Below are 25,131 nucleotides of genomic sequence, written 5' to 3' on the forward strand. Positions count from 1 at the left end.
GGTCATCAGAGGAACTTCCCCATCGCGCCGGCGGTATCGACCATCCGGTTCGAGAAGCCCCATTCGTTGTCGTACCAGCTGACGACGCGGACGAGCTTGCCGTCCATCACTGCGGTCTCGAGGCTGTCGATCGTCGACGACGCCGGCGTGTGGACGATGTCGATCGAGACGAGCGGCTCGTCCGAATAGACCAGCACGCCCTTGAGCGGACCGCTCTCCGACGCTGCCTTGAGGATCGCGTTGACCTCATCCTTGGTCGTCTCGCGCGACGGCATGAAGGTCAGGTCGATCAGGCTGCCGTCGGGAACGGGAACACGGATCGCCGAGCCGTCGAGCTTGCCCTTGAGCTCGGGCAGAACCTCGCCGACGGCGCGCGCGGCACCGGTCGTGGTCGGGATCATCGACATCGCAGCGGCGCGTGCGCGGCGCAGGTCCGGGTGGATCTGGTCGAGGATCTTCTGGTCGTTGGTGTACGCATGGACCGTCGTCATCAGGCCGCGCTCGATGCCGATCGCATCGTTCAGCACCTTGGCGACGGGCGCGAGGCAGTTGGTCGTGCACGAGGCGTTCGACACGATCGTGTGCTCGGCGGTCAGCTTGTCGTGGTTGACGCCGAACACGACGGTCAGGTCGACGCCCTTGCCCGGTGCCGAGATCAGCACCTTCTTGGCGCCCGCGTCGAGATGCTTCTGGCAGCTCTCGCGGTCGGTAAAGAAGCCGGTGCATTCGAGCACGATGTCGACGCCGAGCTCCTTGTGCGGGAGATTGGCGGGGTCGCGCTCGGCGGTGACGCGGATGCGCTTACCGTCAACGACGAGATCGTTCCCCTCGGCCGAGACCTCGCCGGGATATTTGCCGTGGACCGAATCGCGGCTGAACAGCCAGGCGTTCGACTTGGCGTCGGCGAGATCGTTGATCGCCACCAGTTCGAGACCCGTGTCGCCGCGCTCGAGCACTGCACGCGCGACAAGGCGGCCAATGCGCCCGAAACCGTTGATCGCTACCTTGATCGTCATCGTCCTGGCTCCTTAAAGCTTTGCGGTCGATCGGCGGCGCGCCGCCGACTCTTCTTCGATGCGCGCGTCTTTGCGGGCGCGCGGGCAGCGCGTCAACCGCCCCGAACGCGCGGCGAGTGGGGCAGCGCGCGCACGAAGCCGCCTTGTTCGGGCGGTGCGCCATGCTATCTCACTCGGAATGGCAGACACCTCCACCGCTTCGACCCTCGACCGCATCGACCGCGCGCTGGAGCGCATCGAAGCCGCCGCCGCCGCCCGCACCGCCAGCACCGCCGCCCTCCAGAAGCGCCACGAAAAGCTGCGCGCGCGCATGGCCGAAGCCGTCTCGGCGCTCGACGCCGTGATCGCACGCGAGAGCGAAGCCTGATGGCCGACGTCACGCTCGAGATCGGCGATCGTCGCCACGTCGTCTCCTCGCCCGACGGGCAGGAGGACCAGTTGCGCCGGCTCGCCGCGATGCTCGACGCGCACTGGCCGATGGCGGTGCGCGCATCGGGCGGGCTCAGCGGCGAGCGCACGATGATGTTCGTCGCGCTGATGCTCGCCGACTCGCTTGAGGAGGCCAATCGCCGCCCGGCCGAGATCAAGGACGAGGTGCTGCTCACCACGATCGCCGAGCGGCTCGAATCGCTCGCCAACTCCCTTGAGCAATAGCGGCACAGCGCCTATATCGATCGGTGGCGGGCACTGCCCGGTACGAGCCTTTATTATCCCTGAGGCTATTCATCATCCAAGGGGGTTGTCCCTGCTAGGGTCTTGGCCCGAAGCACATGATCCCCACCTGACGTACCGCGCGTCAGAGGATAACCCGGCACACGGCCACGGCGGTCCCGCCACCGCTTTCCATACCTTGCGACGCCTCCGTCGCCCCGGCGCAGGCCGGGGCCGGCCAGCGGCGCGCGCATGGCTTACCCAGCGCGCCCGACATAGCGGCCCCGGCCTACGCCGGGGCGACGGCGCGTGATCGACAAGCGGGCTCTGCGCGCGCGCATCCGCGCCGCGCGCGACGCCTTCTTCGCAGGTAGGCCTCCCGCCATCGTTCCGCCGCCAGAATTGCTTGCGCTGCTCACGCCCGGCCTGACGGTCACATCCTACATGCCGGTCGGCAGCGAAGCCGACCCCGCCCCGCTCGCCCGCGCCGCAGTCGAGGCCGGATGCCGCATCGCACTGCCGCATGTGACGATTCGCACCCAACCGATGCGCTTTCTCGCCTGGGATACCGAAGCTACCCTCCACGCGGGGCCCTATGGCCTCAGCCAGCCCACCAGCCATGCAAGCGCGCTAGTCCCCCACATCATCCTCACGCCGCTGCTCGCGTTCGACGCCAAGCTCGACCGGCTCGGCCAGGGGGCGGGCTATTACGACCGCGCCTTTGCCGAATTCCCGCACGCCCGCCGCATCGGTGTTGCGTGGAGCGTGCAACAGGTCGAGAGCTTGCCGACCGATCCGTGGGACATGCCGCTCCACGCGATCATCACCGAAACCGGATGGAGCGAACGTCGATGACCCCTAGCTGGCGCAAACCGGTTGGTATGCTCGCCATCCTCGCCTTAATTGGCCTGTGGTGCGTCGTCGCGGCGAGTCTGTCGGGCGTCGTGGGCCAGTGGCACCCGCTGCTGCAGGCGCTGTTCTACCTCGTCGCGGGAATCGCGTGGATCTGGGTCTTGCCGCTTCGGCGCATGCTGGCGTGGATGGAAACCGGCATCTGGTGAACCGGGCATGATTCACGGGGCGATGTCCCCGCGTGCTGCAAACGCGCACGTGCAATCTGGCTGAAGCATGAGCCTTGGCCGGAGTTAAATAGTGTAATGTCTGGGATCTAAGTCCGCGAAACGCCATCCCAATCGAGGGAATGGCGCGAGTGACGGGACTCGAACCCGCGACCTCCGGCGTGACAGGCCGGCGCTCTAACCAACTGAGCTACACCCGCTTATTCAGCGTGAGGCGCGTCTCTATGGGGGTGACTCCTGACTGTCAACCGCCCGTTTCACCTTCTTCCGAAGAATTTGCAAAATTGCTGCGGCGGCGCTGGGTCAAGGTCCCGTGTTCAAACAGGAAACCGGCGATATCGGGTTTCCCCGCCGCCCCCAGCACGGTTTGCAGGATAATCAGCAACGGCACGGCGAGCAGCGTTCCCGCCGTCCCCCACACCCATGACCAGAACGAAATCGACACGAGAATCATGATCGGGTTGATCGTCAGGCGGTGCCCGACGATCAGCGGGGTGATCGCATTGGCCTCGACCAGATGGCAGCCGATCATCACGAACGCCGGCACCAGCGCCACCCAGATGTCGTGAAAGGTCATCAACCCGCCGAGCGCGAGCAGCAGCGCCGCGGTGATCGGCCCGAAATAGGGCACGTAATTAAGCAAGGCGACGATCCCGCCCCACATCAGCGGAAACGGCATGCCCATCACGTACAGCAGCCCCGAGATCGCCAGCCCGAGCGCGAGGTTGATGATCGTGATCGTCCCCAGATAGGCCGAGGTGTCGTCGACCACGTTCTGGATGACGCGCGCGGTCGCCATCGCGCCGCCGAAGCTCGAGCGGCTGGTGATCGTGCGGCGACGCAGCCGCGTCCAGCCCGACAGGAAGAAGAAGACGACGAGGATCCCGAAGAACACCTGGACGATCACCGACGGCGCAAAGCTCGCGGCGAGTTCGAGGATCGAGCTCGGCGGCGTCACCGCAGCCGTCGGTGGCGCCTTGACTGGCCCCGTCGCGGCGAGGTGCTGCACGGTGCGATTGAGGTATTTCTGGAAGCTCGCATAGAGATCGATCAGCGGGGCGATGTTCATCTGGATCCGGTCGATCCGCTCGGGCAACCGCCGAAAGAATTCGGTGGCCGGCACAATGATCGCTGCCAGCGCGACATTTGCCGCAACGAGGAACAGCAGGACGCAGGTCAGCGCCGCGAGCGCCGACGGCACGCGCCGCCGCTCGAGCCATTCGAGAATCGGCACCAGCGCGATCGCGATCACCAGCGCCGCGGTCGTCGGCAGGAAGAACTCCGCCCCCGCCTTGAGCGCGAACGGCAAGGCGACTGCCAGCCCCACGCCGGCAATCAGCGTCAACGCCGCGAGCAGGCGATCGCGCCGCATCGCGATCCGCCATTCATCCTCGGGTTCCTCGGTCGGAACCGGGGGGAGTTCGAACGCCCCACTCGTGCTGTTGTCGCGTTCTGCCATGCGCGCGACCGTAGCGGCATTCCCACGCCACGCAAACGGCGCTAGCCATAGCCTTATGTCCGATCTTCTCCTCGTTATCGACGAAGGCACGACCTCGACTCGTGCCATGCTGTTCCAGCCCGACGGCCAGTGCCGCGCGACCAAGGCGCTCGAGCTCACCCAGCACTATCCCGCCCCCGGCCGTGTCGAACACGATGCGCGCGAAATCTGGGAGAAGACGCTCGCGGTGACTTGCGCCGTGATCGCGGAAGCGGGCGGTGCCGAGAAGATCGCGGCGATCGGCATCACCAACCAGCGCGAGACCGTCGTCTTCTGGGACCGCGAGACCGGCGAGCCCTTGAGCCCGGCAATCGTCTGGCAGGACCGCCGCACCGCCGCGACCTGCCGCGACCTCAAGGAGGCCGGCAACGAACCGATGGTCCAGGCCAAGACCGGCCTGCTGCTTGACCCGTATTTCTCGGGGAGCAAGATCGGCTGGGCGATGCAGAACTGGCCAGAGGTCAAGGCGGCGGGCAAGCGTCTGGCGGTCGGCACGGTCGAGAGCTGGCTGATCTGGAAGCTGACGGCCAACGAAAATCGGGGCGGCCTGCACATCACCGATGCGACCAATGCCAGCCGCACCGCGCTGATGGCGATCGGCAGCGGCAATTGGGACGACGGGTTGATCGACCTGTTCGGCGCACCGCGCGCCGCCTTGCCCGAGATCGTCGATTGCGCAGGCCGCTTCGGCGAGACGACGCTGTTCGGCGCCGCGATCCCGATCTGCGGCATCGCGGGCGACCAGCAAGCCGCGACGATCGGCCAATCGTGCCTCAAGGTCGGCGAAACCAAGGCGACCTTCGGCACCGGCGCGTTCGTGCTGAGCCAGGCCGGCCCGACGCCCCCCACATCGCGCAATCGCTTGCTCTCGACGATCGTGTGGCAACTCGACGGGCGGCGCGCCTATGCGCTCGAGGGATCGGTGTTCGTCGCGGGCAGCTTGATCAAATGGCTGCGCGACGAGGTCGGGCTGATCGGCAGCGCGGCCGAGACCGAGGCGCTTGCGCACAGCGTGGCCGACAATGGCGGCGTCTATTGCGTCCCCGCACTGTCGGGGCTCGGCGCGCCGTGGTGGGAGCCCGACGCGCGCGGATCGATCTCGGGCCTGAGCTTCTCGACCGGCAAGGCGCATATCGTCCGTGCCGCGCTCGAGGCGATGGCGCACCAGGCGCACGACCTCAAAACCGCCTTCGCCGCCGACGGGGTCGACTGGAAGAGCGTGCGGATCGACGGCGGGATGGTCGCCAACAACTGGATGGCGCAAGACATGGCCGACATCCTCGGCGTCTGCGTCGAACGGCCCAAGTTCGCCGAGACCACCGCGCTCGGCGCGGCGATGCTCGCCGGGATCGGCTGCGGTCTGTTCGCCGATCTCGCCGCGGCGAGCGTGATGCGTGGTGCGGTCGAAACGTTCGAACCGCAAATTGCCGCCGATGCGCGTGACGCGCGGCTCGACGGCTGGCGCGCCGCCGTCCAACGCGTCATCGCGGCGCCGTGAAGCGCGGCAGGCGTCGCGCGACCGCGCTGTTACCCAAGGATTCCAGATGATCGACCACGCACCCGCCACGCCTGCTCCGCGCCGCGGGATCGGTTTCATTTTCAAGGGCAAGGACGGCCTGCGCGCCGGGTGGAGCCTGGCGATCTTCCTCGCGATCTTCAGCGCGTTGATGGTGGTGGCAAGCGTCATTATCCGGCCCAGGCCGCCCGGCCCGGGCCTGCCGCAACCGTTGCTCGGGTCGCTCGTCCCCGAGGCCGCATTCTGCGTCGCGGTGCTTGTCTCAGGACTGCTGCTGTCGCTGATCGAGCGGCGGCGGTTCGCGAGCTACGGCTTGCGGCGCGAACGGCGGGGGAAGGATCTGCTCGCCGGCATGGGCTGGGGTGCGGCGATGCTGTCGCTGCTGATCGGCCTGATGGCGCTGTGCGGCGCGCTGGTATTCGACGGCGTCGCGCTCGGCGTGGGTGCGGCCTTGGGATATGGCGCGGCGTGGTTCGGCTTCTTCTGCCTCGTCGGCCTGTTCGAGGAATTCCTCACGCGCGGCTTTTTGCAATATACGCTCGCGCGGGGTGTCGCCGGCCTGATCGCTTCGGTTTCGCCGAGCGCGCGTTCCGCACGGACGATCGGCTTCTGGGTCGCGGCGGCGGTCTTTTCGGTCGGGCTGTTTGCCGCCGGGCATATCTCGAACGCCGGCGAATCGGCGATGGGGCTGCTCAGCGTCGCGCTTGCCGGGCTGACCTTTGCCTATGCGCTCTATCGCACGGGCTCGTTATGGTGGGCGATCGGCTTCCACGCGACGTGGGACTGGGCGCAGTCGTTCCTCTACGGCGTTCCCGATTCGGGGATGATGATGGAAGGGCATCTGCTCGCGACGCATCCGACGGGCGCGACACTGCTGTCGGGCGGCGCGACCGGCCCCGAGGGCAGCGTGCTGATCGTGCCGACCTTGCTCCTGACCATCCTCATCATCCACCGCACGCTGCCGCGGCGCGCGACCGCGTTCGACGCCTGAGCGTCAGACTGGGCGCGGACGGAGCCGGACGCTTGGCTCGCGTGCGGCAAGCCGACGCAGGATCAGCGCGAGAATCCAGCCCGCCGCGAGGATCAGGAACGGCATCGCGGGATAATGATAGCGTGTCTGGCCGGTGAAGCCGAACGCCGTCAGCGTCGCGAACGCCGGCATGCAGCCGAGCAGCAGCAGCGGCGCGCGCTCCCAGCGTCCACGAATCCGATCGCGCACCGCGATGCCGAGCGCGAACAGGCCAAGACCGACGAGCGCCATGTAATAGAGCTGGTCGACACCCTGCACGGCCCGCCACGCCATCGAGCGATCGGGATAGGTCTTTTCGAGCGACCAGAAGGCGTCCGAATCCTTCAGCCACAGCAACACCATCTTGCGGATGCCGAGCACGCTCCATTGTGCGGGATGCGCCGCGATCCACTGTGTCGCGCGCGCCTTGAAGCGGCGGTCGAGCTCGACCTGCTGCGCGACGCGCTGGCTATAGGGGATGCCGACCGTCTCGTCCCAATAGGGCGTGCGCTCCCACGCGAACCAGTCGCCCGTCGCACGATCGTTCGCGCCGTAGAACAAGGCGACGCCACCATTGGTCGAGACCGGCACGAACGCCCCCATCTGCGCGACGTTGCGCAGCGACCACGGCAGCACCACCGCCGCCAGCGTGATGTGCACCAGCACCGCCGCCCGCAGCGCATCGCGCCAGCGGAAATCGCGGAACGCCAGCAGCATCGCGACGATCACGCCGATCGGGAATAGCATCATCTGTGCGCGCAGCAGCGTCGCCAACCCGAACAGCGCGCCAGCGCCGATCAGCGCGAGGCTGCGCTTGCGTCCGACGATCAGCAGCACGAAAGCCCCCATGCCGATCGCGGTCGACGCGGTCTCGGAACACGGCTGTCCGACATAGGCGATGTGCGCGGGATAGAGCGCATACAGCAGAAACGCGATTCGCGTCGCCAGCGCGCCTGCGCCGAGCGCCCGGCCGAGCCACACGATCGCGCCGAGGATCATCGCGACCGACACGAGGTTGACCAGCAACGGCCCGAACAGCCCGGGCCCGAACAGCAGCATGCTCCCCGCGAGCAGCGCCGGATAGCCGACCGGCCAGAACGCGGTCGGGTGCCCAGCCTCCTGATAGCCCATGCCGCGCGCCAGCTCGGCGGCGCGGACCATGTACCATTCACCGTCGGAAACGGGATCCTGCGGCAGCAGCACCAGCATGGCGAGCCGTAACAGCAGCGCAAGCGCGAACAGCGCGGGCACGACCCATGGCGCGGTCTCGATCGTCGCGATCCGTGCGCTCAGTGATCGAGTCGCCGCCATACCCCGCCCTTCTCTGTTCCCCATGACAGAGCAAAGCGTCAAAGCCTTGCAAACGGCCAGTACGTTAAGACCGAATTTACCATATGCGCGGGTAAAATCGTTGCCGCGGCGTTAACGGAGCTGGTTAAAGTCCTTTGGCGGGACCGGCGGTGGGGTTACGCGACCGCGATAAGTCGATCCTCGAATAGCGCTTTCAAGTCCTTTTTGAGGATCTTGCCATTGGCGTTGCGCGGCAAGGTGTCGTCGACGAAGCGGATCGCAACGGGCGTCTTGAAGATCGCCAGCCGCGCGCGAACCCATGCCTGGAGCTCGGCCTCGCTCACGCTCGTGCCGGGCCGCAGATGGACCACCGCCGCCGGCTCCTCGCCCAAGGTGCGGTGCGGCAAGCCGATCAGCGCGCAGTCGGTCACCGCGGGGTGGGCGTAGAGGACGTTCTCGACCTCGGACGAATAGATGTTCTCGCCGCCGCGGATGATCATGTCCTTGGCGCGGTCGACGATGTAGAGGAAACCCTCGGCATCGAGCCGCGCGAGATCGCCGGTGCGCACCCATCCGTCGACGAAGGTCGCCGCGGTCGCCTCGGGCTTGTTCCAATAGCCTTTCACGATCATCGGGCCGCGCGCCCACAATTCGCCGACGTCGCCAATCGGCAGCTCGGTCGTGCCATCCTCGTCCATGATCTTGAGATCGGCGACGGGGGCCGGCGGCCCGGCGCTGGTCGGCCGTGCGAGATAATCCTCGCCGCCATGCCCGGTGACGGTCGCCATCGTTTCGGTCATCCCCCAGCCGTTCGACGGCAGCGCGCCGAATTCGGTGTAGATCCGCCGCACCAGCTCGGGTGCCGAAGGTGCGCCCCCATAGGCGATCGCCTCGAGCGAGGAGAGATCGTACTTCGCGCGGTCGGGATGCTCGAGGATCTGCCACGCGATCGTCGGCACGCCGCCCGTCACCTGGACCTTCTCGCGCTCGATGATTTCCATCGCGCGGACCGTGTCCCATTTGCGCATGAAGACGAGCGTGTTGCCCGCCGCGATCGACATCATCATCGTCGCGCTGCACGCGGTGACGTGGAACATCGGGATCACGGTGAGAAAGGTCTTGGGCTCGGGCGGAGGCGGCGCCTCGCCGCGCCGCAGGAAGGCGCGCGCGCCGCCGAACGCCGATGTCAGGATGTTGGTCGTGAGGTTGCGATGCGTCCCCAGCGCGCCCTTGGGATGGCCCGTCGTCCCGCTGGTATAGAAGATCGTCGCATCGTCGTCGGTCGCGATCGCGGCCTTGGGCAAGTCGCGCTCGGGGAGCGTCGCATAGCCGGTCGGCGTGCCGATCAGGTCCTCGAGCCGAACCGCATCCGCGCCGAGCGCGACCGAGGCGCGCGCGACGATGGTGGTCTCGACCGCCGGGAACGCCGCGCCCTCCGCCACCAGTCGCTGATAGCGCTCGTCATCGACGAACAGCAGCCGGCAGCCCGAATCGGTGATGCCATACGCCAGCTCGCCCGCGGTCCACCACGCGTTGAGCGGCACGATAATGGCACCGATGCTTGCCGCGGCAAAGAAGATCACCGGCCATTCGGGCAGATTGCGCATCGCTAGCCCGACGCGGTCGCCCTTGCCGATCCCCATCTCGACCAGCGCGTGCGCCAGCGTCGCGACGGCGCGGAAATTGGCGTCGTAGCTGACGCGTTCGTCCTCATAGACGGTGAAGATCCGATCGCCATGCGCGCGCGATGCCGCGATCAGCCAGGCGAGCGTCGGCGGGGCGTGCTTCCATACGCGAGTCGGGATGCCGCGGATCGGGATCGTCTCGATCTCGAACTTGCCACCCGGCGCGACCAGCGCCGCCTCGACTTGCGGCAACGTCATCCTGGGCCAGGCCGGATCGAGCGCGACGAGCGGTTCGATATCCACGATCATCTCTCCTCAAGCGCGCCAGATACCCGGTGAGTTGAAACTCGGGTTTGCCGCGGAACACTGTTTCAGCAAGGTTAGTGTTGATTCGTGCGCCACTCAAGGCAATAGGGTGTCATCGCTTTCGAACAGGGGGTATGGAAACCACGATGGCTGCAAACCTGCCCCCCGCCGCGCGGTTCGACTCAGGCCGTCTCGCCCGGATCGATGCCTTTCTCAAGGAACGCTATCTCGATTCGGGAAAGCTGCCGAACGCGCAGCTGCTGATCGCGCGGCGTGGCGAGATCGTCCATTTCTCCTCGCAAGGCGCGGCGCGCGAGGGTGGCGGCACGTCGATCGACGAGGGCTCGCTGTTCCGCATCGCCTCGATGACCAAGCCGATCACCTCGATCGCGTTCATGATGCTGGTCGAGGAAGGCAAGGTCGCGCTCGATACGCCGGTTCACCACGTGCTGCCCGAGTTCAAGGATATCGGCGTCTATAACGGCGGCGGCGCGGGCGTGCCGTTCCAGACCCGGCCGACGAGCGACCCGATGCGAATGGTCGATCTGCTGCGCCATACCGCGGGGCTGACCTACGGCTTCCAGAACCGCTCGAATATCGACGCCGCGTACCGCGAGGGACGGATCGAGAATTGGCATGGCGGGCTCGATCTCGACGGGCTCGTCGCCGCGCTCGGCCGGCTGCCGCTCGAATTCTCGCCCGGCACGGCGTGGAATTACTCGGTCGCGACCGACGTGCTCGGCGCGGTCGTCGCGCGCGTCTCGGGGCTTTCGCTTCCCGATTTCTTCGCAACGCGCATCTTCGCGCCGCTGAAGATGGACGATACCTTCTTCCACGTCCCCGCCGATAAGATCGACCGGCTGACCGATTGCTACACGCTCGCCGCCGGCAAGGGCCGCGTGCTCTACGATCGCGGCGCGGCGAGCGCGTGGAGCAAGCCGCCCAAGCTCGTCTCGGGCGGCGGCGGGCTCGTCTCGACCGCGCTCGATTATCATCGTTTCTGCACGATGCTGCTGAACGGTGGCGAGCTCGACGGCGCGCGGATCGTCGGGCGCAAGACGATCGAGCTGATGACGATGAACCACCTCCCCGGCGGCGCGGATCTCTCGACGCTGTCGAAATCGCTGTTCAGCGAGGCGGCGAATGCCGGCACGGGTTTCGGGCTCGGCTTCGCGGTCAACATCGACGTCGCGCGCTCGATGATCCCGGGGTCGGTCGGCGAATATTATTGGGGCGGCATGTTCTCGACCGCCTTCTTCGTCGATCCCGTCGAGCAGCTGCACATGGTGTTCATGACGCAAGTGTCGCCGTCGAACATCTACCCGATCCGACGCGAGTTGAAGACGTTGATTTACAGTGCGTTGACCTAACCCATCCGTCGCCCCGGCGCAGGCCGGGGCCGCTGGGTCGGGCGCGCGTCACTGACGTCGCGGACCACCTCCAGCGGCCCCGGCCTTCGCCGGGGCGACGTTCGTAGCAGGAGAGAAGAATGACCGGCCCGATCACCACCGAACTCCACGACGACGTCCTCGTCATCATTTCGAACAACCCGCCGGTCAACGCGCTCGGCGCGGCCGTGCGCCAGGGGCTCGAGGCGGGGATCAAGGAGGGCCTCGCCAATCCGCAGGTCAAGGCGATGGTGATCCGCTGCGACGGCCGCACCTTCTTTGCCGGCGCCGACATCACCGAATTCGGCAAGCCGATGCAGGAGCCCGGCCTCCCCACCGTGGTCGACATGATCGAAGCGTCGGACAAGCCGGTTATCGCCGCGATCCACGGCACCGCGCTTGGCGGCGGGTGCGAGGTGACACTCGGCTGCCACTATCGCATCGCCGTGCCGAGCGCGAAGATCGGCACGCCCGAGGTCAAGCTCGGCTTGCTGCCAGGGGCCGGCGGAACGCAGCGCATCCCGCGCATCGCCGGGGTCAAGCTCGCGCTCGAAATGACCGCCAAAGGCGATCCGATCCCGGCCAAGCTCGCGCTGTCGGCCGGCCTGATCGATCGCTTGGCAGGTGAGGACAGCCTGGCCGCCGACGCGATCGCCTTTGCGCGCGAAGTCGCCGACACCAAGCCCCTGCCCCGCGCCCGCGAGAAGGTCGCGCACGCCGACCCCGAAGCCGTCGCCGCGTTCAAGAAGGACAACGCCAAGCGCTTCCGCGGCTTCGACGCGCCTGCCGCCAACATCGCCTGCGTCGAGAAAGCCGCCGACGGATCGAGCTTCGACGAGGGCATCGCCTTCGAACGCCAGGAATTCATGAAGCTGATGATGGGCGTCCAGTCCGCTGCACAGCGCCACATCTTCTTCGCCGAGCGCCAGGCCGCCAAGATCGACGGCATCGACCCCAAGATCGCGCTGCGCGAGATCAAGCGTGTCGGCGTGATCGGCGCGGGCACGATGGGCGGCGGCATCTCGATGAACTTCCTGTCGGCGGGCATCCCCGTGACGATCGTCGAAATGGCGCAGGACGCGCTCGATCGCGGCGCGGGCACGATCCGCAAGAATTATGAGACCTCCGCCGCCAAGGGCCGCTTGAAGCCAGAACAGGTCGAGGCAGCGATGGGCGCGCTCAACCCGACGCTCGATTTCGAGGCGCTCGCCGAGTGCGACCTCATCATCGAGGCGGTGTACGAGAATATGGACGTGAAGAAGGAGATCTTCACCCGGCTCGACGCGCTCGCCAAGCCCGGCGCGATCCTCGCCTCGAACACGTCGTATCTCGACATCGACGAGATCGCCTCGGTCACCAAGCGGCCCGGCGATGTGGTCGGCATGCACTTCTTCTCGCCTGCCAACGTGATGAAGCTGCTCGAGGTCGTCCGCGGGGCACAGACCGAGGACGATGTCCTCGCCACCGTGATGGCCCTCGCCAAGACGATCAAGAAGGTCGCGGTGGTCGCCGGCGTGTGCGACGGGTTCATCGGCAACCGGATGCTCAAGCCCCGCCAGGTCGAGGCGATGAAGCTGCTGATGGAAGGCGCCACCCCCGAGCAGATCGACCGCGTCCATGTCGCGTTCGGCATGCCGATGGGGCCGTTCCAGATGAGCGATCTCGCCGGCGTCGATATCGGCTGGCACCGCGACCCCAACCGGATCGAGAACATCCGCGACGCGCTCGCCGCTGAAGGGCGCTGGGGGCAGAAGACCGCCAAGGGCTTCTACGATTATGACGAGAAGCGGAACCCGACGCCCAGCCCCCGCGTGGCCGAGATCATCGAGGATTTCCGCTCGAAATCGAACATGCAGAAGCGCGAGATCAGCGATGAGGAGATCGTCGAGAAGACGCTCTACACGATGGTCAACGAAGGCGCGCTGATCCTCGAGGAGAAGATGGCGCAGCGCGCGAGCGACATCGATGTGGTGTGGATCTACGGCTATGGCTGGCCGGTCTATCGCGGCGGGCCGATGTTCTGGGCCGATACCGAGGGGCTCAATAAGATCGTCGCCGGGCTCGAGAAGCACTGCTTCGCGGTGGCGCAACTGCTCAAGTCGAAGGCGGAAAGCGGCGGTCGGTTCAATGGATGAGCAAACCGCCGTCGCCCCGGCGAAGGCCGGGGCCGCCGGGAGCGAGGCACCCGACCCGCATCACAGCAGGACGACCCCGGCCTCCGCCGGGGTTACGGGGGTCCGGTCCGCGCTCCAGACCGCCGCGGCAATCCGCTCCGGTGAAACCACCGCGCTCGCCGAATGTGACGCCGCGATCGCGCGGATCGAGGCGGGCGACGGCGAGATCAACGCCGTCGTCGTCCGCGATTTCGATCGCGCGCGCGATGCCGCGCGCGCGATCGACGCGGCCCCAAAGGACGCGACAAGCGTGCTGCTCGGCGTGCCGATGACGGTCAAGGAAAGCTTCGATGTCGCCGGGCTCGTCTCGTGCTGGGGCTTTGCCGAACACGCCGATTTCGTCGCGACCGAAGACGCGGTCCAGGTCACGCGGCTCAAGCAAGCCGGCGCGGTGATCCTCGGCAAGACCAACGTCCCCGTCGCGCTCGCCGATCTCCAGACCAACAACCCGGTCTATGGCCGCACGCGCAATCCGATCGACCCTCACCGCGTTCCCGGGGGATCGTCGGGCGGCGCGGCGGCGGCACTCGCCGCAGGGTTCGTGGCCGTCGAGATCGGCTCGGACATTGGCGGATCGATTCGCCTGCCCGCTGCCTTTTGCGGCGTGTGGGGCCACAAGCCGACGTACAATGCGCTCAACGCGTTCGGCCACAATTTCCCGCGCACGCAAAGCTGCGGGGTGGCGCTCAACGTCGCCGGGCCGCTCGCGCGCGATCCCGACGATCTCGAGGCGCTGTTCGGTGTGATGGGCGGCGACGCGCTCGCCCGCCCCGCGCCGCGCGGAGCCGGCGAGTGGCGGATCCTGCTGCTTCCAGAACATCCGCTCGCGCGCTCGCAAGCGTCGATCCAGGAAGCGATCGCCGCGGTCGGTGCGGCGTTCCGCGCGGAAGGCGCGCAGGTCGACGATGCCAGCGCCTTGCTACCAGATCTCGTCGCGCAGCACGGCGCCTATATCCACATGCTGCTTGTTGCGATGGCGCGCGGCGCGCCGATGGACGGCGGGCAACCGCTTCCGCTGCCCGACTGGTTCACGCTGGTCGATGCGCAGGCCAAGAGCCGTCGCGATTGGGCACGGCTGTTCGGCGCCTATGACGCGGTGATCGCGCCCGCCTGGGGCACTACCGCCTATCACCACGACGACACCCCGCTCGCGACGCGGATCGCGATGATCGACGGTGTCGACACGCAAGCCGCGCTGCAAATGGCCTATCCCGGCCTCGCCACCTTCCCGATGCTGCCCGCGACGAGCGTGCGGATCGGCACCGACCCGGACGGTCTGCCGATCGGGGTCCAAGTGATCGCCGATTACAATCGCGACTTCACCGCCATCGCGGTGGCGCGCGCCGCCCATGCCTTGATGAGGAGTTGATTCCATGACGCAAGACCTCGACACTTTCCGCAGCGAAACCCGCGCCTGGCTCGAAGCCAATTGCCCGCCCGAAATGCGCCAACCCGTCCGCTCCGAAAAGGACGCGTGCTGGGGCGGCCGCAATCCCGATTTCCAGCCTGGGCAAAAGGAATGGATGGACGCGATGGCATCGCGCGGCTGGACCGTGCCCGATTGGCCCAAGGCGTATGGCGGCGGTGGCCTGTCGCCTGCCGAAACCAAGATCCTGCGCGAGGAAATGGCGGCGATCAAGGCGCGCAATCCGCTCAATTCGTTCGGCATTTCGATGCTCGGGCCAGCGTTGCTGAAATACGGCACCGAGGAGCAGAAGCTCGAATATCTCACCAAGATCGCACGCGGCGAGATCCGCTGGTGCCAAGGGTATTCCGAGCCCAATGCCGGTTCGGATCTCGCCAGCCTCGCGACCTCCGCCGAGGACGCAGGCGATCATTACATCGTCAACGGCCAGAAGGTATGGACCTCCTACGCCGACAAGGCCGACTGGATCTTCTGCCTCGTCCGCACCGACAAGAGCAGCAAGCAGGGCGGGATCAGCTTCGTGCTGTTCGACATGGCGAGCGAAGGCGTCTCGACCAAGCCGATCCTGCTGATCTCGGGCTATTCGCCGTTCTGCGAGACCTTCATGGACAATGTGAAGGTGCCCAAGTCGCAGCGCATCCATGAAGAGAATAAGGGCTGGGACGTCGCCAAGTATCTGCTCGGACACGAGCGCGAGATGATCTCGGGCATGGGGCTTGCCTCGACCGGCGGCAATCCGCTGCTCGACGGTGCAATCGCGACGATCGGGCTCGATTCGGAGGGGCGGCTCGCCGATCCGCTGCTGCGCGCGGCGATCGCGACGTTCGAGGTTCGCGCGAAAGCATTCGGATCGATGTCCGAGCGCTTCATCGACGAGCTGAAGGCCGGTCGCGCACACCCGGCACAGCCCTCGATGATGAAATATTACGGCACCGAGCTCAACAAGAGCCGCCACGAACTGATGATGGCATCGGGCGGTTCGGACGCGCTCGAATGGGAGAGCGAAGGTTCGCGCGGCGGCGCCGAGGCGCGCGCCTGGCTGCGCACCAAGGCCAATTCGATCGAGGGCGGGACGAGCGAGGTCCAGCTCAACATCATCGCCAAGCGCATCCTCGAATTGCCGGCGTAAGCAACGTCGCCCCGGCGAAGGCCGGGGCCGCCGCGTTGCCGCGCGCAACGCCGCGAGTGCCCGTATCACAGCGGCCCCGGCCTTCGCCGGGGCGACGGAGTTTAGCAATGCCCCTGTTTCTCAACGAAGACCAAACCGCCCTGCAGGACACGATCCGCGATTTCGTCGGCGAGCAGGCGCCCGTCAGCCACATGCGCGGGCTTCGTGACGCCAAGGATGCGACCGGCTTCAGCCGCGACCTGTGGAAGAGCTTCGCCGAGATGGGCTTCACCGGCCTCCTGATCGGCGAGGATGAAGGCGGGCTCGGGCTCGGCCATGTCGAGGCGGGCGTCGTGCTCGAGGAGATCGGTCGCAACCTGTCGCCCTCGCCGTTCCTCACCACCGCAGTCGCGGCGGTCGAGGCGCTCAAGGGCACGGCGCATGCCGCACGCTGGTTCCCCAGCATCATCGCTGGCGACACCGTCGCTGCGCTCGCGATCGACGAGGCCGCCAAGCACCGCGACAGCGTCGGCCTCACCGCCGAGCGTTCGGGCAACGGCTTCAAGCTGACCGGCAAGAAGCAGTTCGTCACGCACGGCCATGTCGCCGACCTGCTGATCGTTGCCGCGCGCACCGCCGGCAGCGCCGACGACGCCGAGGGTGTGACGCTCTTCGCGATCCCCAAGGATGCCGCCAACCTCACCGCGACCCCCGAGCGCCTTGCCGACGCGAGCCTCGCCGCGCGGCTCGAGTTCGATGGCGTCGAGGTCGATGCCGATGCGGTGATCGGCGACGTCGATGGCGGCCGCTCGCCGCTCGACCGGCTGCTGCGCGCCGGGCGGACCGGCGCCTCGGCCGAATTGCTCGGCGTCGGCGGCGGCGCGATGGACATGACGGTCGGCTATCTCAAGCAGCGCAAGCAGTTCGGCACGTTGATCGGCAGCTTCCAGGCGCTCCAGCATCGCGCCGCGCACCTGTATTCGGAGATGGAAGTCGCGCGCGCCGCGGTGCTGAAAGCCCAGCAACTGCTCGATCTCGATAGCCCACATGCCGACACCGCAGTCTCGGTCGCCAAGGCGATGACCGCGCTGGCGACGACGCTGTCGGTGCAGGAAGGCGTCCAGATGCACGGCGGCATCGGGATGACCGACGAATATGACATCGGCTTCTACATGAAGCGCGCGCGCGTGCTGGCCGAGATGTTCGGCGATGCCAACTTCCACGCCGACAAGGTTGCACGCGCGGCAGGGTATTGATTCCCCACGGAACGAGGAGGGGGACCGCGCGGCTTCTTCAGCCGAGTGGTGGAGGGGGACCTCCACCAACACCAGGCCCGAGGCACGCCCCCTCCACCGTTCGATCAAGGCTCACGGTCCCCCTCCCCGTCCCGGGGAGGAAGCGTTAAGGCACACCATGACCGACCCAACCCCCGCCCAACTCGCCCAGAACCTCGTCGATTTGCTCGACATCGAGGAAATCGACACCGATCTCTATCGCGGCATTCGCGGCACCGACGGTTTCGGCCGCGTGTTCGGCGGGCAAGTCATCGCGCAGGCGCTGCAGGCGGCGCAGCGTTCGACCGATGTCCCTAAGCAAGCGCATTCGCTCCACGCCTATTTCATGCGCGCGGGCGACGAGAGCCACCCGATCCTCTACCGCGTCGTGCGCGATTTCGACGGCAAGAGCTTCGCCACGCGCCGCGTCATCGCGACGCAGCGTGGGCTTCCGATCCTCAACCTCGCCTGCTCGCTGCAAGTGCCCGAGGGTGGCCTCGCGCATCAGGACGCGATGCCGGACGTGCCGCCGCCCGAGGATCTGACCAGCGACCGCGAGCTCCGCCTCGCGATGATCGACCGCATCCCCGAGAAATTCCGCGTGATGTTCCTGCGCCCGCGGATGGTCGATATCCGCCCGGTCAGCCCCCGCAGCTGGCTCGACCCGGTCGAGCAGGAGCCCCGCCAGAACAGCTGGTTCCGCGTCGTTGCCCCGATCGGTGACGATCCCGCGTTGCACCGCGCGATCCTCGCTTATGCGTCCGACATGTCGCTGCTCGGCACCGCGACGCTGGCACACGGCGTCAACTGGATGACGCACAAATTGCAGACCGCCAGTCTCGACCACGCGCTATGGCTGCACGAGGATTTCCGCGCCGACGACTGGCTGCTCTATGTGTGCGACAGCCCCTGGGCAGGCCATGCGCGCGGTTTCAACCGCGGCAAGATCTTCGCGCGGGACGGGCGGCTCGTCGCGAGCGTCGCGCAGGAAGGGCTGATCCGCCTGCGCGAGTGACCGCTACACCGCCGTCTTGCCATATTCCTGCTTGGTCACCGGATGGCTGCTCGACAGACCGCCATCGACCGCGATCGCCTGCCCGTTGACGTAGCTCGCCGCATCCGAGGCGAGGAACGCCGCCACTTCCGCCAGTTCCTCGGGCTGCGCGCCGCGACGCAGCGGATTGAGCCGGCCGATGCGGTCGGTCTTGCCCGCCTCGCGCGCATAATCGAAGGTTGGCTTGGTCATCCCCGTTTCGGTCAGCCCCGGGCAGATCGCATTGACGCGCACGTTCGATCCCGACAGCTGCTGCGCCGACACCATCGCGAGGTTGATCACCCCCGCCTTCGACGCCGAATATGCCGGCGACCCCGCCCCCGAGCGGATCCCCGCAACGCTCGCCGTCAGCACGATCGCGCCGCCGCCACGCTCTGCGATCTTGGGGGCAGCGTGCTTGATCGCGAGGAACGGCCCGATCAAATTGACGCGAAGCACCTCGGTGATCAGCGCGACATCGGTGTCGAACAGGTTCGCCATCCCGCCCGAAATGCCCGCATTGGCGAACATGATATCGAGCCCGCCATAATATTCGCACGCGACGTTGACCGCGCGGATCACGTCGTCCTCGTTGCCCGCGTCGATCTGGATCGCGTGCGCCGCGCCGCCCGCCCGCTCGATCATCGCGGCGGTTTCGTGGACCGTTTCGCTCTGATCGGCGACGATCACGCTGCCCCCGTCCTTCGCGAACAGCAACGCCGTCGCGCGCCCGATCCCCGAGCCCGCCCCGGTGACGATGATCGATTTTCCGCTGAACCTTGCCATTGCATCCTCCGTCGCCCGGCGAAGGCCGGGGCCGTTTCGTTTGAGGCACACGCGTGCCAAGCCACACACCCGCCCCGGCCTCCGCCGGGGCGACGGCGTTAAATGGTAACCCCGCCATCGAGCACGATCGTCTGCCCGGTCATGAAGCTGCTCGCCGCGCTGGCCAGAAAAACGACCGCACCGGCAATCTCCTCGGGCTCGCCGATCCGGCGCAAGGGCACGGTCTTGTTGGCTGCCTCGATCCGCTCGGGATCCTCCCACAGCGCGCGCGCGAAATCGGTCTTGATCAGCCCGGGCGCGATGCAGTTGACGCGGACGTTGTCGGGCCCGAATTCATGCGCGAGGTTGCGCGCGAGCTGCATGTCGGCGGCCTTGGAGATGCAGTACGCGCCGATTACGGTCGACCCGCGCAAGCCCCCGATCGAGGAGACGATGACGATGCTGCCCGACCGGCGCTCGCGCATCTCGGGCGCGACCATCGAGATCAGCCAGTGATTCGAGACGATGTTGTTGTCGAGGATCTTGCGGAACTGCTCGTCGGCGATCCCGGCTTGCGGGCCGTAATAGGGGTTCGACGCGGCGTTGCAGATGAGCACGTCGATCTGGCCGAACGCCATGCGGGTGGCGTCGACGAGGTGCTGGAGCCCCGCTTTGTCCGAGATGTTGGCGGCAACCGCGATCGCCGTGCCCTCACCGAAGCGCGCGTTGAGTTCGGCGGCGACCGCATCGCAGGCGTCCTGCTTGCGGCTCGAGATGACGACCTTGGCGCCATGCTCGGCAAGCTCGAACGCGCTCGCCTTGCCGATCCCGCGCGAGGACCCGGTGACGATGGCGACTTTGCCGGTAAGATCGAATTGCGACATTCTTGCTCCCCTCCCGCTTGCGGGAGGGGCTGGGGGTGGGCCTGTCCGCAGGCGCTCCGCCACTTCCCTCCCCTAACCCCTCCCGCAAGCGGGAGGGGAATAAGAAACTAAGCCCCGGCCTTCACCGCGAAATCCCACGCCGCATCGGCCAGCCGGTACACGCCTGCCGCCGACTTCTCCGCCTGCGCGCTCGACGCGGTCCCCTCGACGATCCGCTTCTTGATCCCCTGGACGATCCCGGTCAGCCGGAAGAGGTTGTACGAGAAATACCAGTTGAGATCGGGCACGCCGTCCCGCCCCGTCGCCGCGCAATAGCGCTCGACCATCGCCTCGATCGTCGGGATCCCAGTCGCCGGCCCGGTATGCCCCAGCACCCCCGACCGCCCCTCGGGCGCCGTTACCCAGCTCATCAGGAAATAGGAGAAGTCCGCCAGCGGATCGCCGAGCGTCGACAATTCCCAGTCGAGCAACGCGATCACGCGCGGCTCGGTCTTGTCGAAGATCATGTTGTCGATGCGGTAATCGCCATGGACGACAGAGGTGCGTGTCTGCTCGGGCACGGTGCGGCCGAGATAGTCGATCAGTTTCTCGACCTGCGGCATGGGCTCGGTTTCGGACGCACGATACTGCTTGGTCCAGCGCGCCACCTGGCGTTCGAAATAATTGCCAGGTCGGCCGTATTCGCCGAGCCCGGCCGCGACATGGTCGGTATTATGCAACGCCGCGAGCGTGTCGCACATCGCATTGTAGATGCCGGTACGCTCACCGGGCGTGTAGTCGGGCAAGGTGCCGTCCCACAGATTGCGCCCATCGGCGAAGCCCATCACGTAGAAATCGGTGCCGATCACCGCTGGGTCGGTGCACAGCCCATAGGGTTTCGCGACCGGGAAGCCGGTCGGATAGAGCCCCGCGATCACCCGGTATTCGCGATCGACCGCATGCGCCGAGGGCAACAGCACCCCCATCGGCTTGCGCCGCAACACATAGGTGCCCGACGGCGACTCGATCTTGAAGGTCGGGTTCGACTGCCCGCCGGCGAACTTCGCGTAGCTCAGCGGCCCCACAAAGCCCTCGACATTGGCGACCATCCACGCCGTCAGCGCGGCCTCGTCGAGCCGGTCCTTCTCGGGAACGGCGATCGTCTGGGGCGCGAAATCGTCCATCACGAAAACTCGATCACGGAGCGCACGGTGTCGCCGGTGCGCAAGTTTGCGAGCGCGTGGTTGACGTCCTCGAGCTTGATCCGCTCGGCGACCATTGTGTCGAGGTCGAGCTTGCCGTCGAGATACATCTGCACGAGCCGCGGCAGATCGATCGGGAAGCGCGTCGAGCCCAACAGCGAGCCCTGCAGCTTCTTGCCCGTCAGGAAGGTCGGCCCCGCAATCTTCACGTCGTTCCCCGGCGCGATCATGCCGAGGATCGTCGCAGTGCCGCCGCGCCGCAGGATCGTCCAGGCGAGCTCGGCGGTGTTGCTCCGCCCGACCGCTTCGATCGCGTAATGCACCCCCCCGCCGGTCAGCCCGAAGACTTTCTTGGCGAGATCGGCATCGTTCGAATCGAGCGTGTGCGTCGCGCCGAGCTTCTCGGCGAGCGCGCGCTTGTCGGCGACGGGGTCGATCGCGATGATCTGCCCCGCGCCCGCGATCTTGGCGGCATTGATCGCGGCAAGCCCGATCCCGCCGCAGCCGATCACCGCGACGCTTTCGCCGGGGCGCAACTGGCTGTCGTTGAAGATCGAGCCCGCCCCGGTGATCACCGCACAGCCGAGCAAAGCGGCGCGGTCGAGCGGCATTTCCTTGCTGATCGCGACGCAGGCATTCTCGTGGACCAGCATCATCTCGGCGAACGCCGACAAATTGAGGAACGGCGCGAGCGGTGTGCCGTCCTGCAGGCTCAACCGTGGCGGTGCGCCCTTGGGCCGCCGTGTCGAGGGATCGACGCACAAAGACGGCCGCCCGGTGACGCACATCTCGCACGCGCCGCAGAACACGGTGAAGAAGGTGATGACATGGTCACCGACCTTGAGATGCGCGACGTCCGAACCGACCGCCTCGACGATCCCCGCCGCCTCGTGCCCCGGCACGGTCGGCATCGGGTGCGGGAAGGCACCGTCGACGAAGTGCAGGTCGCTGCGGCACACCCCGCACGCCACGGTGCGGATCAGCACTTCGCGCGGGCCAGGGTCGGAGATCGCGACATCGTCGATCACCAGCTCGGTGTTCGGGGCGTAAAGGATGGCTGCTTTCACGTGTCCCTCTTTTTCTCTTCGTCACCCCGGCCTTGTGCCGGGGTCCACCTCACCACTCACGCATCGTACGCAAAGCGCGGTGGGCCCCGGCACGAGGCCGGGGTGACGGTTGGTTTAGCGCCGCACCGCGTCCTTCGCTGCGACCGCCGCCGGCAAATCCGCGTACTTGCCGAACTCGTTGCGCGCGATCGCCCGGTTGTGCACTTCGTCCGGCCCATCGGCGAAGCGCAGCGTGCGCATCGCGGCCCAATCATGCGCCAGCGCGAAATCGCCCGAGACACCGCCACCGCCATGCGCCTGGATCGCATCGTCGAGGATCTTGAGCGCCATGTTGGGCGCCTGCACCTTGATCATCGCGATCTCTTGCTGCGCCGACTTGTTGCCCGCTCTGTCCATCATGTCGGCGGCCTTGAGGCAGAGCAGCCGCGTCATCTCGATGTCGATGCGCGCGCGCGCGATGCGCTCCTCCCACACCGACTGATCGGCGATCCGCTTGCCGAACGCGACGCGGCTCAGCAGCCGCTTGGCCATCGCCTCGATGCCCGTCTCGGCGACGCCGATCGTGCGCATGCAGTGATGGATGCGGCCCGGCCCCAAGCGCCCCTGCGCGATCTCGAACCCGCGGCCCTCGCCGAGCAGGATGTTCTCGACGGGAACGCGGACATTTTCGAGCACGACCTCGCCATGGCCGTGCGGTGCATGGTCATAGCCATAGACCGACAGCATCCGCTTGATCGTCACGCCGGGCGCATCCATCGGCACGAGGATCTGGCTCTGCTGGCTGTGGCGCGAGGCGTCGGGGTTGGTCTTGCCCATCGTGATCGCGATTCTGCAGCGCGGATCGCCGACGCCCGACGACCACCATTTCGTGCCGTTGATGACGTATTCGTCGCCATCGCGCACGATCGAGGTTTCGATATTGGTCGCGTCGGACGAAGCGACCGCGGGCTCGGTCATCAGGAAGGCCGAACGGATCTCGCCGTTCATCAGCGGGCGCAGCCAGCGCTCCTTCTGCTCGAGCGTGCCGTAGCGGTGGAGCACCTCCATATTGCCGGTGTCGGGGGCCGAACAGTTGAAGCACTCGCTCGCCCAACCGACCTTGCCCATCTCCTCGGCGCATAACGCATATTCGAGATTGGTGAGCTGCGTGCCTTCGAAGACGAACGAATCATCGACATGGCTCTGCCCCGAATGCGGCGGCATGAAGAAATTCCACAGGCCGGCCGCCTTGGTCTTTTCCTTCATCTCCTCGATCACCGGAATGACCTTCCAGCGCTCGCCGCTATGGTGCTGCTCGTCATATTCGGCCTGGCGCGGACGGATCTGCTGGTCGATGAACCCCTTCACACGATCCCTGAAATAGATCTCGCGGTCGCTGAAGCTGAAGTCCATCTGCTCTCTCCAATCGGGTCGTTGGGAGGCTGGGTATACCGTACCGCGTTTTCGGTAAAGCGTCTTTGGCGTGGAAAAGCCACGCATTGCCGGCGCGCACGAAAGGGACTGTTTCTTCTAAAAGATGATGTTACAGATTGCCGCATGGAGGCCAACGACACCATTCCGACCGCCGAGAGCCTGGACTCCGACACCAGCACCAAGCGCTTCCGCGCCAAGCGCGACGCGATCCTCGCTGCAGCGGCCGAAGCGATCAACGAACAGAGCGCCAAGGGCATGACCTTCGCCGATGTCGCGCGCCGTGTCGGGCTCAACACGACGAGCGTAACCTATTATTTCAAGCGCAAGGAAGACCTCGCCGCCGCCTGCTTCGAGTACACGCTCGAAAAGCTGCTGGCGATGCTCGACGAATCGCTGCTCGAGCCGACGCCGCAAGCGCGCGTCGCGAAATACCTCTCGCTCAACATGATCCGGCTCACCCGGATCCAGCGCGGCGAAGAGACCGCGTTCGCGATCCTGTCCGACCTGCGCGCGATGGAGGAGCCCGTGCTCGGCCGGCTGATGGCGGGCTGGCGCGAGGTGTTCCGCAAGACGCGCAGCCTGTGGGGCCCCGCCGCCAACCGCGCGCAGACCGATCTTCACGGCGGGCGCGCGCATGTGCTGCTCGAGAACACCTTCTGGCTGCCGATCTGGCTGACGCGCTATGATCCCGATCAATATCCGCGGATCGAGGAACGGCTGATGGACGTGTTCGCCCACGGCATTGCCGGGCCGAAAGCGACCTGGGATCCCGAGCTGATCGACCTGGCGCATGACGAGCCCGAGCCCGGGCGCGAGGCGTTCCTCCTGGCGGCGACGCGGTTGATCAACCAGCTCGGCTATCGTGGGGCTTCGGTGCAGAAGATCGCGTCCGAGCTCAACGTCACCAAGGGCAGCTTCTACCACCATCTCGATGCCAAGGACGATCTGGTGCTCGCGTGCTACAAGCGTAGCCTCGATACCGTCGCCGACGCGCAGCGGCTCGCCGACGAGCGCGGCGGGAGCCATTGGGAGCGCCTGTCGGGGACGATCGCGACCTTGCTCGACGTCCAGTTTTCCGAACGTGGGCCACTGCTGCGCACCACGGCGCTGTCGGGCCTGCCGAGCGAATCGCGCACGCAGATGGTCGACCGTTCGAACCGTATCGCGCGCCGCTTCGCGGGCACGATGAGCGACGGCATCGCCGAGGGTTCGATCCGCCCGGTCGATCCGCTGATCGCCGCGCAGGCGCTGATGGCGATGCAGAATGCGGCGTTCGACATGCGCAAATGGGCACATACGATGACACGCGAGCGCGCGATCGGATATTATGCCTCGACTCTGGCGTTCGGCTTGTTCGACGACCGGATCTTACAACAATAGTCGTCACCCCGGCGCAGGCCGGGGCCGCTGGGTTTGGGCACGATCTTC

22 protein-coding genes and 1 tRNA gene are annotated in these 25,131 nt (G+C 66.7%); 13 read left to right on the forward strand and 10 right to left on the reverse strand.

Annotated elements, in window-relative coordinates; all coding sequences use genetic code 11:
* Positions 1 to 5: 5 nt before the first annotated feature.
* On the reverse strand, positions 6 to 1,016 hold the full coding sequence (gene gap, locus E2E30_RS09950; RefSeq protein WP_133189407.1) for a type I glyceraldehyde-3-phosphate dehydrogenase: 1,011 nt from the start codon (positions 1,014 to 1,016) through the stop codon (positions 6 to 8).
* Positions 1,017 to 1,194: 178 nt separating this feature from the next.
* On the opposite strand from gap, the gene E2E30_RS09955 reads away from it, so the two are divergent.
* The 4 genes from E2E30_RS09955 to E2E30_RS09970 all read left to right on the forward strand — a co-directional run bounded on the left by E2E30_RS09955 (position 1,195) and on the right by E2E30_RS09970 (position 2,728).
* Positions 1,195 to 1,383 carry a hypothetical protein gene (locus E2E30_RS09955; RefSeq protein ID WP_133189408.1) on the forward strand — a complete coding sequence of 63 codons (189 nt, stop codon included), beginning with the start codon at positions 1,195 to 1,197 and terminating at the stop codon, positions 1,381 to 1,383.
* Positions 1,383 to 1,670, forward strand: coding sequence for a cell division protein ZapA (locus tag E2E30_RS09960; RefSeq protein ID WP_133189409.1), 288 nt, complete (start codon positions 1,383 to 1,385; stop codon positions 1,668 to 1,670). The genes E2E30_RS09955 and E2E30_RS09960 overlap by 1 nt, the downstream gene beginning before the upstream one ends.
* A 306-nt stretch (positions 1,671 to 1,976) precedes the next feature.
* Positions 1,977 to 2,522, forward strand: coding sequence for a 5-formyltetrahydrofolate cyclo-ligase (locus tag E2E30_RS09965; RefSeq protein ID WP_133189410.1), 546 nt, complete (start codon positions 1,977 to 1,979; stop codon positions 2,520 to 2,522).
* On the forward strand, positions 2,519 to 2,728 hold the full coding sequence (locus tag E2E30_RS09970; RefSeq protein WP_133189411.1) for a DUF2842 domain-containing protein: 210 nt from the start codon (positions 2,519 to 2,521) through the stop codon (positions 2,726 to 2,728). Before E2E30_RS09965 ends, E2E30_RS09970 begins: the two co-directional genes overlap by 4 nt.
* Before the next feature lie 141 nt (positions 2,729 to 2,869).
* Here E2E30_RS09970 and E2E30_RS09975 read toward each other — a convergent pair.
* Both E2E30_RS09975 and E2E30_RS09980 read right to left on the reverse strand, forming a co-directional pair.
* Positions 2,870 to 2,946: transfer RNA gene (locus E2E30_RS09975), tRNA-Asp, on the reverse strand.
* 44 nt (positions 2,947 to 2,990) lie between these two features.
* Positions 2,991 to 4,205, reverse strand: a complete 1,215-nt coding sequence (locus E2E30_RS09980) for an AI-2E family transporter (RefSeq protein WP_133189412.1) — start codon at positions 4,203 to 4,205, stop codon at positions 2,991 to 2,993.
* A gap of 55 nt (positions 4,206 to 4,260) precedes the next feature.
* On the opposite strand from E2E30_RS09980, the gene E2E30_RS09985 reads away from it, so the two are divergent.
* Both E2E30_RS09985 and E2E30_RS09990 read left to right on the forward strand, forming a co-directional pair.
* The gene (locus E2E30_RS09985; protein WP_133189414.1) at positions 4,261 to 5,742 is read left to right on the forward strand and encodes an FGGY family carbohydrate kinase; all 1,482 of its coding nucleotides are present in this window, start codon (positions 4,261 to 4,263) and stop codon (positions 5,740 to 5,742) included.
* Positions 5,743 to 5,788: 46 nt separating this feature from the next.
* Positions 5,789 to 6,751, forward strand: a complete 963-nt coding sequence (locus E2E30_RS09990; RefSeq protein ID WP_133189416.1) for a CPBP family intramembrane glutamic endopeptidase — start codon at positions 5,789 to 5,791, stop codon at positions 6,749 to 6,751.
* Positions 6,752 to 6,754: 3 nt separating this feature from the next.
* Here E2E30_RS09990 and E2E30_RS09995 read toward each other — a convergent pair whose 3' ends face one another.
* Together E2E30_RS09995 and E2E30_RS10000 are read right to left on the reverse strand one after the other, a co-directional pair.
* Positions 6,755 to 8,080 carry a hypothetical protein gene (locus E2E30_RS09995; RefSeq protein WP_133189418.1) on the reverse strand — a complete coding sequence of 442 codons (1,326 nt, stop codon included), beginning with the start codon at positions 8,078 to 8,080 and terminating at the stop codon, positions 6,755 to 6,757.
* A 155-nt stretch (positions 8,081 to 8,235) separates the two neighbouring features.
* A complete protein-coding gene (locus E2E30_RS10000) occupies positions 8,236 to 9,993 on the reverse strand; it encodes a class I adenylate-forming enzyme family protein (RefSeq protein WP_206365551.1) in 1,758 nt (585 codons plus the stop codon).
* Positions 9,994 to 10,136: 143 nt separating this feature from the next.
* Between E2E30_RS10000 and E2E30_RS10005 the strand changes: the two genes are divergently transcribed.
* The 6 genes from E2E30_RS10005 to E2E30_RS10030 all read left to right on the forward strand — a co-directional run bounded on the left by E2E30_RS10005 (position 10,137) and on the right by E2E30_RS10030 (position 18,375).
* On the forward strand, positions 10,137 to 11,360 hold the full coding sequence (locus E2E30_RS10005; protein ID WP_133189420.1) for a serine hydrolase domain-containing protein: 1,224 nt from the start codon (positions 10,137 to 10,139) through the stop codon (positions 11,358 to 11,360).
* A gap of 119 nt (positions 11,361 to 11,479) precedes the next feature.
* Complete coding sequence (locus E2E30_RS10010) at positions 11,480 to 13,513, forward strand: 3-hydroxyacyl-CoA dehydrogenase NAD-binding domain-containing protein (protein WP_133189422.1); 2,034 nt, start codon at positions 11,480 to 11,482, stop codon at positions 13,511 to 13,513.
* A complete protein-coding gene (locus E2E30_RS10015; RefSeq protein ID WP_133189424.1) occupies positions 13,506 to 14,921 on the forward strand; it encodes an amidase family protein in 1,416 nt (471 codons plus the stop codon). The genes E2E30_RS10010 and E2E30_RS10015 overlap by 8 nt, the downstream gene beginning before the upstream one ends.
* A gap of 4 nt (positions 14,922 to 14,925) precedes the next feature.
* Positions 14,926 to 16,107, forward strand: a complete 1,182-nt coding sequence (locus E2E30_RS10020) for an acyl-CoA dehydrogenase family protein (protein WP_133189426.1) — start codon at positions 14,926 to 14,928, stop codon at positions 16,105 to 16,107.
* Between the two features lie 107 nt (positions 16,108 to 16,214).
* Positions 16,215 to 17,342, forward strand: a complete 1,128-nt coding sequence (locus E2E30_RS10025; protein WP_133189428.1) for an acyl-CoA dehydrogenase family protein — start codon at positions 16,215 to 16,217, stop codon at positions 17,340 to 17,342.
* A gap of 157 nt (positions 17,343 to 17,499) precedes the next feature.
* On the forward strand, positions 17,500 to 18,375 hold the full coding sequence (locus E2E30_RS10030; protein WP_133189430.1) for an acyl-CoA thioesterase: 876 nt from the start codon (positions 17,500 to 17,502) through the stop codon (positions 18,373 to 18,375).
* 3 nt (positions 18,376 to 18,378) lie between these two features.
* Here the strand turns inward: E2E30_RS10030 and E2E30_RS10035 are convergent, their stop codons facing one another.
* From E2E30_RS10035 to E2E30_RS10055, 5 genes are all read right to left on the reverse strand, one after another.
* Positions 18,379 to 19,179: an SDR family NAD(P)-dependent oxidoreductase gene (locus E2E30_RS10035; protein WP_133189432.1), complete on the reverse strand. Its 801-nt coding sequence runs from the start codon at positions 19,177 to 19,179 to the stop codon at positions 18,379 to 18,381.
* A 98-nt stretch (positions 19,180 to 19,277) separates the two neighbouring features.
* Positions 19,278 to 20,042, reverse strand: coding sequence for an SDR family oxidoreductase (locus E2E30_RS10040; RefSeq protein WP_133189434.1), 765 nt, complete (start codon positions 20,040 to 20,042; stop codon positions 19,278 to 19,280).
* A 107-nt stretch (positions 20,043 to 20,149) separates the two neighbouring features.
* Positions 20,150 to 21,205, reverse strand: coding sequence for a phosphotransferase family protein (locus tag E2E30_RS10045; RefSeq protein WP_133189436.1), 1,056 nt, complete (start codon positions 21,203 to 21,205; stop codon positions 20,150 to 20,152).
* Positions 21,205 to 22,290, reverse strand: a complete 1,086-nt coding sequence (locus E2E30_RS10050) for a Zn-dependent alcohol dehydrogenase (protein WP_133189438.1) — start codon at positions 22,288 to 22,290, stop codon at positions 21,205 to 21,207. The genes E2E30_RS10045 and E2E30_RS10050 overlap by 1 nt, the downstream gene beginning before the upstream one ends.
* Positions 22,291 to 22,404: 114 nt before the next feature.
* Positions 22,405 to 23,682, reverse strand: coding sequence for an acyl-CoA dehydrogenase family protein (locus E2E30_RS10055; RefSeq protein WP_133189440.1), 1,278 nt, complete (start codon positions 23,680 to 23,682; stop codon positions 22,405 to 22,407).
* A 144-nt stretch (positions 23,683 to 23,826) separates the two neighbouring features.
* On the opposite strand from E2E30_RS10055, the gene E2E30_RS10060 reads away from it, so the two are divergent.
* Positions 23,827 to 25,083, forward strand: coding sequence for a TetR/AcrR family transcriptional regulator (locus tag E2E30_RS10060; protein ID WP_133189442.1), 1,257 nt, complete (start codon positions 23,827 to 23,829; stop codon positions 25,081 to 25,083).
* Positions 25,084 to 25,131 lie beyond the last annotated feature (48 nt).

This window comes from Sphingomonas sp. AAP5, from assembly GCF_004354345.1.
Lineage (GTDB): Bacteria > Pseudomonadota > Alphaproteobacteria > Sphingomonadales > Sphingomonadaceae > Sphingomonas > Sphingomonas glacialis.

What these genes read in the sequence shown, in the direction of transcription:
- E2E30_RS10030 (WP_133189430.1), top strand. Translation starts at nt 17,500, where the DNA reads ATGACCGACCCAACCCCCGCCCAACTCGCCCAGAACCTCGTCGATTTG.
- E2E30_RS10005 (WP_133189420.1), top strand. Translation starts at nt 10,137, where the DNA reads ATGGCTGCAAACCTGCCCCCCGCCGCGCGGTTCGACTCAGGCCGTCTC.
- E2E30_RS10020 (WP_133189426.1), top strand. Translation starts at nt 14,926, where the DNA reads ATGACGCAAGACCTCGACACTTTCCGCAGCGAAACCCGCGCCTGGCTC.
- E2E30_RS09990 (WP_133189416.1), top strand. Translation starts at nt 5,789, where the DNA reads ATGATCGACCACGCACCCGCCACGCCTGCTCCGCGCCGCGGGATCGGT.
- E2E30_RS09985 (WP_133189414.1), top strand. Translation starts at nt 4,261, where the DNA reads ATGTCCGATCTTCTCCTCGTTATCGACGAAGGCACGACCTCGACTCGT.
- E2E30_RS09955 (WP_133189408.1), top strand. Translation starts at nt 1,195, where the DNA reads ATGGCAGACACCTCCACCGCTTCGACCCTCGACCGCATCGACCGCGCG.
- E2E30_RS10000 (WP_206365551.1), bottom strand. Translation starts at nt 9,993, where the DNA reads ATGATCGTGGATATCGAACCGCTCGTCGCGCTCGATCCGGCCTGGCCC.
- E2E30_RS09970 (WP_133189411.1), top strand. Translation starts at nt 2,519, where the DNA reads ATGACCCCTAGCTGGCGCAAACCGGTTGGTATGCTCGCCATCCTCGCC.
- E2E30_RS10035 (WP_133189432.1), bottom strand. Translation starts at nt 19,179, where the DNA reads ATGGCAAGGTTCAGCGGAAAATCGATCATCGTCACCGGGGCGGGCTCG.
- E2E30_RS10040 (WP_133189434.1), bottom strand. Translation starts at nt 20,042, where the DNA reads ATGTCGCAATTCGATCTTACCGGCAAAGTCGCCATCGTCACCGGGTCC.
- E2E30_RS09995 (WP_133189418.1), bottom strand. Translation starts at nt 8,080, where the DNA reads ATGGCGGCGACTCGATCACTGAGCGCACGGATCGCGACGATCGAGACC.
- E2E30_RS10010 (WP_133189422.1), top strand. Translation starts at nt 11,480, where the DNA reads ATGACCGGCCCGATCACCACCGAACTCCACGACGACGTCCTCGTCATC.
- E2E30_RS10015 (WP_133189424.1), top strand. Translation starts at nt 13,506, where the DNA reads ATGGATGAGCAAACCGCCGTCGCCCCGGCGAAGGCCGGGGCCGCCGGG.
- E2E30_RS10025 (WP_133189428.1), top strand. Translation starts at nt 16,215, where the DNA reads ATGCCCCTGTTTCTCAACGAAGACCAAACCGCCCTGCAGGACACGATC.
- E2E30_RS10045 (WP_133189436.1), bottom strand. Translation starts at nt 21,205, where the DNA reads ATGGACGATTTCGCGCCCCAGACGATCGCCGTTCCCGAGAAGGACCGG.
- E2E30_RS10055 (WP_133189440.1), bottom strand. Translation starts at nt 23,682, where the DNA reads ATGGACTTCAGCTTCAGCGACCGCGAGATCTATTTCAGGGATCGTGTG.
- E2E30_RS10060 (WP_133189442.1), top strand. Translation starts at nt 23,827, where the DNA reads ATGGAGGCCAACGACACCATTCCGACCGCCGAGAGCCTGGACTCCGAC.
- E2E30_RS09960 (WP_133189409.1), top strand. Translation starts at nt 1,383, where the DNA reads ATGGCCGACGTCACGCTCGAGATCGGCGATCGTCGCCACGTCGTCTCC.
- E2E30_RS09980 (WP_133189412.1), bottom strand. Translation starts at nt 4,205, where the DNA reads ATGGCAGAACGCGACAACAGCACGAGTGGGGCGTTCGAACTCCCCCCG.
- gap (WP_133189407.1), bottom strand. Translation starts at nt 1,016, where the DNA reads ATGACGATCAAGGTAGCGATCAACGGTTTCGGGCGCATTGGCCGCCTT.